Here is a 7,036-nt window from a genome sequence, read left to right as displayed (position 1 = left end):
CTCCCTGTTCCTGTACTGTTGAACGTAATGCCTTTATCAGTTCCTACAACAATATTTCCGCCAATTTGTGCATCTCCAGCATTACCAAATCCCCCGGCATTAGTTAATGAGCCAGTAGTTGGGGAAGTCGTAGCATTTGTATTCGTAATACTTTGCTTGCCTGATAAAGTATTATCACTGACTGACTTTGCGGCTTTTGTGTAAGCCTCATCTATTGCAGCACTAACATTAGTTGAGGTCAGTCCACTAGTGGAACTAAAATTAATTTGGTTGGCAGAGAGAGGTGCTAGGGGGAATAGTTAAAGGCATTAAGTTAGCTCTCTTACAAAAGCACTTCCATTAGCAGCATCCCAAATACCACTAATTACGCCAGTATAGCGAAAAGGTAATTCATAGTATCCGCCGGCAGATATTTTGGCAAGATAAGCTGAAGTAGAAGCACTTGCACCAAACTCGATATACAAATTAGCCGTGCTACTATTCCAAATAGTCATACCGATTCTATTAGTATTAGCAGCTAAAATTGTATTGCTAGTGGTTGCTGCTGCAACAGTAGTAGGAGTTGAAGTACTACTAGAAGGAGTAGCGACCGTGACAGATGCAGGATTATATAGTCCCATTATTCAACGCACTCCACAAACGAAAGTTTACAAGTAAATAAAGCAGCAGCGACAATTTTTCCTAAATACAGATTGTTTGAATTTATTTCGTAGCTCCCACGAGGGTTAAGAATAATTCCTTTGTTAATCCCGCCTTGATCTGTATCTCCCAATATTAGAGTAATATCCACGCTAGAAGTATTTATAAATGCTGCATACTTTCTGTTAGGATTAGCCTTTAAAATCTCAGTCTTAACATTGGCTGATAAACTTTTATCATCATTGACGCAAGTGGCAAATTTATTACTTTTTTCAATGGCTGATACGTTGTTAATCATTCACTATCTACTCCTTCATATTGGTATATAGCAATAGTGGCATTGATAAACCATTTAGGAACTTGAAGAGATAAGAAATAATTAATATTTAAATCATTAAAAATTATTAAATTAAACTTACCTAAAAACAAATTTTTCGGTTCACCTACAAAACTTGCACCTAAGCCAGTTGTCAAGCTGCGGCGCAAGTAACCTGCGTACTTCCAAATTTTACCAACAGGAACAGTAGTATAAACAGACACAGCAATGATGGGTTTATCAAATACCACAGGAATATTTATTTCAGTTATTTTTTCATAAATGGGCTTCCCTTCTGAATTATTTAAATAAGTTACAGCAGGGAAAGAAGCACTGTATTGCAAATTCCAATTAGTCTCTACCCCTAGCTGCAATATTCTAGTCATCTCATTAACAAAGTCATGTGTTCTTCGACTTCACCAACAAAACCAAAAGGGTCAATACCATAATGGTCTAGTAATTCAAAATAGGTGTAATCATCGATTGTTCCAGACACCCATTGAGTAGCAGCGCTGTTGATTATTTCCATTCCTTTGACAGTAGAATCATCAGCTTGTCCATCAACAGATACAGTAAGTAAATCACTAATATCGGACGGAATCCATAGCAAATTATTGTCAGAAGCGATAGACATTTTCTATACTGCCTCTGGGACAAATCGGTAACGGTTAGGAACACTGCCAGTGCCGGGAATTAGCGTTTTAAATGCATTGCTTGCAATTAAAGCTTCTTTTACGGATTGGTAAGTATCCGTTGCTAATTTTTTTCCAAAAACAGTAGTGACAGAATCATTTTCATGCCTGTAATAAAGTCGTCCAGTGATTCGAGATGCTTTTTTCTCTGTTGCAGTTGTGACGCGTTGGATAACAGTAAGTTTTGCACATTTAAATTGTTTTACTCCATCCAAAAGGTTGGGAGTAGTTAAGGCTGCAATGTCGTTTAAGTCAAAGGTATAAGCAGCAACAATAGAACCTACTTCTAAAGCTAATGCACTCCCTCTACCAGTTTGTGTCCCTTTAATTAATTTTGCTGGAACGTAAGCAAGTTGTGCCCCAGTTGAATCAAAGGGAATAATGTAACCAGAAACTCTATCCGTTTTTACTTTATTAGCCGGATTAGAAACAGATGCAAAAGCTTCTTGTCTTGCTGCCGTATCTTTTTCAAGCCACGCAATGTATTTAGCGTGATCTGCCGCTAATCGAACACCACGACTAATGTCTCTATAAGCCATTTGCTTTTTTGATGAGGTTTATTGTGATTCAACCATAACAGCAGTTTTAGCGTGGTTTGTTTTTCGGAGATATAATATATGTCCTTTAGGTTTTAGCGTAATTTAAATTTCTAATTAAATCTTGACTAGGGGATGATATCTGTAAGTCGTATCTACTAAGAACACTGGTTCTGGTTCACCAGGAACAAGTGCGTAAGCATACCGAAATCGGACATTTACTACTCTGCGATAAGCTTTTTTCTTACGTGTTTTACCCATGATTACCTGAGTTTCTGTAATTGCCCCTACAGTACTAGATTTTTTGGGATTGCCAACATTTATTTTTAATTCATCAAATGGTACATCAATTACATTACAAATTTTTTGAAAAATACTTATACCGTCTGTTTCGTTGTTAGAAAAAATCTTTGTTCCATTTGGGAATCCATGCTTGACATCTTTGTAACTAATACAAAGGTTTCCTTTAATGTGAATAATTCCTTGTTTGTTATGAACAAACTGCGTTTTGATTTCGTTAGCTATTTCTACTAATTTCTCATGCAAGTTAATAGAGGTATTTTCTAAAGTCATTAACCGAACACTACATTCAGCATCAGCTTTGTAATCTTGCGTTGTGGATGACACTGACTCAGAGTCTTGTGAAAAATAAAAAACCAGCTTGGGATGCCCTTCAACTGGTGGATCTATGCTTTCTCTAGAGCCATAGTAGACAAGTAAATTTTTACGGCTATATCCTAACAAATCAAATAATAAATGATGCCTGAGATTCATTATCAATTGATTATCGGAATCAAGCATTGTGCAAGCAACTCTTAGACTACTACGAGGCGTTGCAATATTTGGTTTCCAATCTGGTGCATGATCTGAAAAATATTGCCTGACAAGTGCATTATGTTGAGGAATATACACTTCTTGTAAATGCTCGAAGGGTTGGAAGTTATCAGGTAATTTATCGTCTGGTGGCGTTGCTGCTGTAATAGCAGGGGTAGATGGTGTAAGTGTACGCCCTATCGTAACATCTGAAGTTGGGGGAAGCTGCTTACCTTCATCATCTCTAGGCGGAATTAATACACCATTATTTGAAGTCATGTTATTTAATCACTCCCATCAAAAATATCTTCTAAAGTTGCCTCAATGATATTTTTACTATCTGCTTTAGCTTGCTCTTGAGCTAATACTGTTTTAGTTGGATCTGGTACAGTAATTCCAGGCTCCCACTTCAAAGGATTACCTAATTTATCAGTTATTGGATTACCGTTTTTATCTTTTGGATCTTCTTGGTCAAGTTCTTTTTTTAAGGTGCTGATACTATCATTTACTCCAATTGCTGCTTCCGTCATGCCGATTGGAATAGCAACCATCATTGCAATAGTATTTGCTTCTGCCGATGCGGTGTTGATGAAATTAAAGAACTTCCCTTTTAAATTAGGTTGAGGATTCATCCACCCATAAGCTGTCTCGCCAATTACTCCCCATATTTTTAGTGCGTTACCAATCTTGCCGACATTTCCGGCTATTACCTCCATTCCAGCTGTGATTAACCCGACCATGTTACTAATTTGATTAAAAACATTAATACCAGCTTGATATATTCTATTGAGTTTCGCCCAATCTTCTGATATTTGTTTATAATTGGCTTCACCTATAGTATCTGCGATGATTTCATGAGCAGCTTTACCTAATACTTCATTAATACTAATAGGAGTACCATCAATACCTTTTGGTAAAATAAAACCTAGCACTTGGTCAATAATTGTTCCTAATGTCTGAGCCAGTCCATTTGAGAGCATAAATGCATTATGAATTGTAGCAGCAAATGTCAAAAGTGCCAGCGCTTTTTCTATGTAGGTATTTTTGGCAATTGTTTCAATAAATTGGCTTAATCCCCCAGTTACTTGCTTACCTAACTTGTTGTTGATAATATTTAATAGCGCTAATTGTGCTGCATCACTAAATTTTGAAACAATATCAAAAATTTGTTTTAGCAAAGCAAGAATTGGTGCTAGCGCCGCCATAATTGGTGTTAAAATCCTCGCTCTTGTAGTGGTATGTTGCACTGTACTATTAGCTCTTGTTTGCGTGTGCTGGCTAATAATTAAAGCTTTTAATCCGGCTAAATCTCCTGGATTCACGTCTTTACCATCCTTTCCATCTTTTCCATCCTTTCCTGGAAGTCCATTTCTGCCATTCCTACCGGGCAATCCACTAATACCGGGTAATCCCCGCTCTCCCTGCCTGCCTGGTGTGCCGGGAATTTGAATTACAGTTGTTATGCCATCTTTACCGGGGATGCCTGGAACACCTTGCATTCCTCTTTCACCTTGCCTGCCAGGAATACCTTGTAAACCCCTTTCTCCCTGCCTGCCAGGAATACCAGGGTCACCCTTGAGGCCTTTTAATCCCTTAACTGCTTGCACAAGTGCGATTACAGTCAGCGCGGTTCCTAAAGCTTCACCCGCTTTCTGTAGTGCTTGCACTCCGATAGTTCTTGCTTTCTCAGCAATATTCTGAGCAATTCCTGCTTTTTGGTGAGCTGCAATAGCATTATCATTGGCTTGTTTTGCGTTTTTTACAGCACCGTCGGCTGATATTTGTGCTTGTTGCGCTCTAGCTTGTGCCGTCGTCGCATACCCTTCTGCTCTGCTTGCTGTTATTTGTGCTGCACCTGCTGTTGAATTTGCTATTTCCCCAATATTTCTGGCATCGATAGCGATCGCTCGAACTTGGGAAATAGTGGCTTCGTTATTAGCAATGCGATTTTGGAAGCCCAATAGTTTACCAAGAATACGTGAAACGTCGTTGCCAACTGCTTGCACAGCATTCTCTACAGCGTCGATACGGTCACCAAGTATTTTCAGTGTTTCAAGTTGTTCAATGAGAGTGAAAATGGTACTAATAATATTGAATATTTCAAGTATCCTTCCTGCAAGCCTTGCAGTAGCTGATAGTGCCTCCCTGCTGATGCCTATGGCTTCTGCCGATTTAGCGATCGCTTCACCCACGGTGCTTTCTATCCCGGCAATGGCATTGCCCAACTGGCCAACCTTGCCTTTAACGCCATCTACAACACCTTTAAGACCCTTGACATCCGATGCAGCGCCTAATGCTTCTGATGATGCGTTAGTGGCTTTTGATAATGCAGTATTAGCGGTTCTTTGTACTTCAATTGAGCGATTTATAGCGTTTCCAGCTTTAAAATCTGCCTGATTGGCAACACCTTTTGCTAATCCTGATTCCAGTGATGCTTGTCTGCTAATATTTATTGAATTTTCGGCTTTCCTGCTAGCGGTAAAAGCTTCATTTTTTGCTTTAAAAGCTTCTGTCTTGGATATATCCGCCACATTTTGGGCTGTACCTGCAAAATTTTCCGCTTTTTGTGATTGTGCCAAAGAAGCATCAGATTTAGAGCTTGACTTGTTGGCGGTATTGTTAGCTTGATTAGCAACACGTTTTGCTTCTCTTGCTTCGTTTACTGCATCAATGCCTTCTCGTATCTTTTGCTCCTCTAGTCTTTTTGCAGCAAGTGTGTTTCTTTCGGAGTTTGTAGCAGCAGATTCAGCGTTGAAAGCTTTATTTAATGCGTCTCTTGCTGTTGAAAGTCCTTTGTCAATTTGTGGTTGCAACTTATTACTTATTACTGCTACTCCTGCCGCTACAGCCGTAGAAATATCGGGTTGCAACGATGCTTTGATTGATGTACGCAATGCATTTTCATCAACATTTTTTAATTTAGATATTTTTGCATTAATAGCATTAATTTGGGATTGTAATTTATCACAGCAATCGCACTTTCCAGCACAATTTAGTGCTGATTGCATACTCCCAATTACGCTGGAGGTACTCATAATTAGCTACAATTCCTATTCTTTAATTGCCCAGATAAACCTTCAATTTGCGCCCAATCACTGTTACTAATACACTTACCACTACAGCCCGTACCACAAGCTATTTCGCAATCACTTAATGAGGGATATAAACCTGGGGTACTGTACTTATCACTTGTAAGACAAGCTCCATTGATACAATCGTATTGCTTTGGATCACAACAAGCGCCATAATAGCCACTGTCGTACCTTGTAGAATATTCTGGTGGAATTGGGTAGGCTCCAACTTGAGCAACTGGGATAAAATTTAATTCTTTTGCGCCAACACCTGTATTAACACCGTTGATTACCTGCACTACGCCGCATGAGCCAGGTACTGTGCCAACACTTTCAACACAATAATAACCATGACCTTTAACATCAACGCAATTAGTGAAAAGCAAAAGATAACATTGCTTGGCCATTAATAATCATCCGGGTCAATGGTGGAGCCAACATCAATTTTTGCTAAAGAGATTGTTTTTTGGTCTTGTCGGTAAGCAGTGTTATTGGTTCCTCTAGTAGTAAAGGAGGAGTAACCATCTACAACAATCAAAGACTGGTCAATATTTGCGTCAAAGTTCGCTTGAGTCAAATAGGATTCAGCATTTTTTACAATTGCCACTAAGTGCCCTTCAGCAGTTGCCGTGGTAGGAGTTGTTAAGCCTGCTGAAATCAAAGCAGAATCAGGGATAAAGATTCCAGAACTTGGCGTGGAGGCTCCACTTGCTAAACGGGTTGCTCCTGTTCCAAAAACTTGATTTAAGGTTGGTTCTGCCATAAACAAAGCGGATTTTGATGAAGTGAATAAATCTGTTGTATGACTTAACCAAAAAATCGTAAATATACCACTTTTATGTAGAAGTGGTACATCCCCTGATGCCGTGTATCTTTGACTGGGAATAGGATTGAGCGAATATTTACTGATAGTGAATATTGAGAAAATTCCGCTTTTACCTCTGATTCAGGTAAAAGCAGAACACACAA

Annotated in this window: 10 protein-coding genes; 1 reads left to right on the top strand and 9 read right to left on the bottom strand. The window is 38.9% G+C overall.

Annotation, left to right across the window (positions count from 1 at the left end; all coding sequences use genetic code 11):
- The coding region (locus tag V7L20_RS05045) for a hypothetical protein (protein ID WP_334743014.1) at window positions 1–204 on the top strand (204 nt) is incomplete at its 5' end.
- A 104-nt stretch (window positions 205–308) separates the two neighbouring features.
- Here the strand turns inward: V7L20_RS05045 and V7L20_RS05040 are convergent.
- The 9 genes from V7L20_RS05040 to V7L20_RS05000 form a co-directional block, all read right to left on the bottom strand.
- The gene (locus V7L20_RS05040; protein ID WP_334743013.1) at window positions 309–620 is read right to left on the bottom strand and encodes a hypothetical protein; all 312 of its coding nucleotides are present in this window, start codon (window positions 618–620) and stop codon (window positions 309–311) included.
- Window positions 620–937, bottom strand: a complete 318-nt coding sequence (locus V7L20_RS05035) for a hypothetical protein (protein ID WP_334743012.1) — start codon at window positions 935–937, stop codon at window positions 620–622. The genes V7L20_RS05040 and V7L20_RS05035 overlap by 1 nt, the downstream gene beginning before the upstream one ends.
- Entirely contained in the window at window positions 934–1,341 is a 408-nt protein-coding gene (locus V7L20_RS05030) for a hypothetical protein (RefSeq protein ID WP_334743011.1), read from the bottom strand. Before V7L20_RS05030 ends, V7L20_RS05035 begins: the two co-directional genes overlap by 4 nt.
- Window positions 1,338–1,589, bottom strand: coding sequence for a hypothetical protein (locus tag V7L20_RS05025; protein WP_334743010.1), 252 nt, complete (start codon window positions 1,587–1,589; stop codon window positions 1,338–1,340). Before V7L20_RS05025 ends, V7L20_RS05030 begins: the two co-directional genes overlap by 4 nt.
- Before the next feature lie 3 nt (window positions 1,590–1,592).
- Window positions 1,593–2,186, bottom strand: a complete 594-nt coding sequence (locus tag V7L20_RS05020; protein ID WP_334743009.1) for a hypothetical protein — start codon at window positions 2,184–2,186, stop codon at window positions 1,593–1,595.
- A gap of 114 nt (window positions 2,187–2,300) precedes the next feature.
- Window positions 2,301–3,275 (bottom strand): hypothetical protein, encoded by a 975-nt coding sequence (locus tag V7L20_RS05015; protein WP_334743008.1) that lies wholly within the window; start codon window positions 3,273–3,275, stop codon window positions 2,301–2,303.
- Between the two features lie 5 nt (window positions 3,276–3,280).
- Window positions 3,281–6,004 (bottom strand): hypothetical protein, encoded by a 2,724-nt coding sequence (locus tag V7L20_RS05010; protein ID WP_334743007.1) that lies wholly within the window; start codon window positions 6,002–6,004, stop codon window positions 3,281–3,283.
- A gap of 29 nt (window positions 6,005–6,033) precedes the next feature.
- Window positions 6,034–6,474, bottom strand: a complete 441-nt coding sequence (locus tag V7L20_RS05005; RefSeq protein ID WP_334743006.1) for a hypothetical protein — start codon at window positions 6,472–6,474, stop codon at window positions 6,034–6,036.
- The gene (locus tag V7L20_RS05000; RefSeq protein ID WP_334743005.1) at window positions 6,474–6,830 is read right to left on the bottom strand and encodes a hypothetical protein; all 357 of its coding nucleotides are present in this window, start codon (window positions 6,828–6,830) and stop codon (window positions 6,474–6,476) included. The genes V7L20_RS05005 and V7L20_RS05000 overlap by 1 nt, the downstream gene beginning before the upstream one ends.
- Window positions 6,831–7,036: the final 206 nt, after the last annotated feature.

This window comes from Nostoc sp., from assembly GCF_036916735.1.
Taxonomy (GTDB): Bacteria; Cyanobacteriota; Cyanobacteriia; order Cyanobacteriales; family Nostocaceae; genus Nostoc.
Note: the sequence above shows the minus strand (reverse complement) of the source record. Positions and strands in the feature narration are given on the sequence as shown.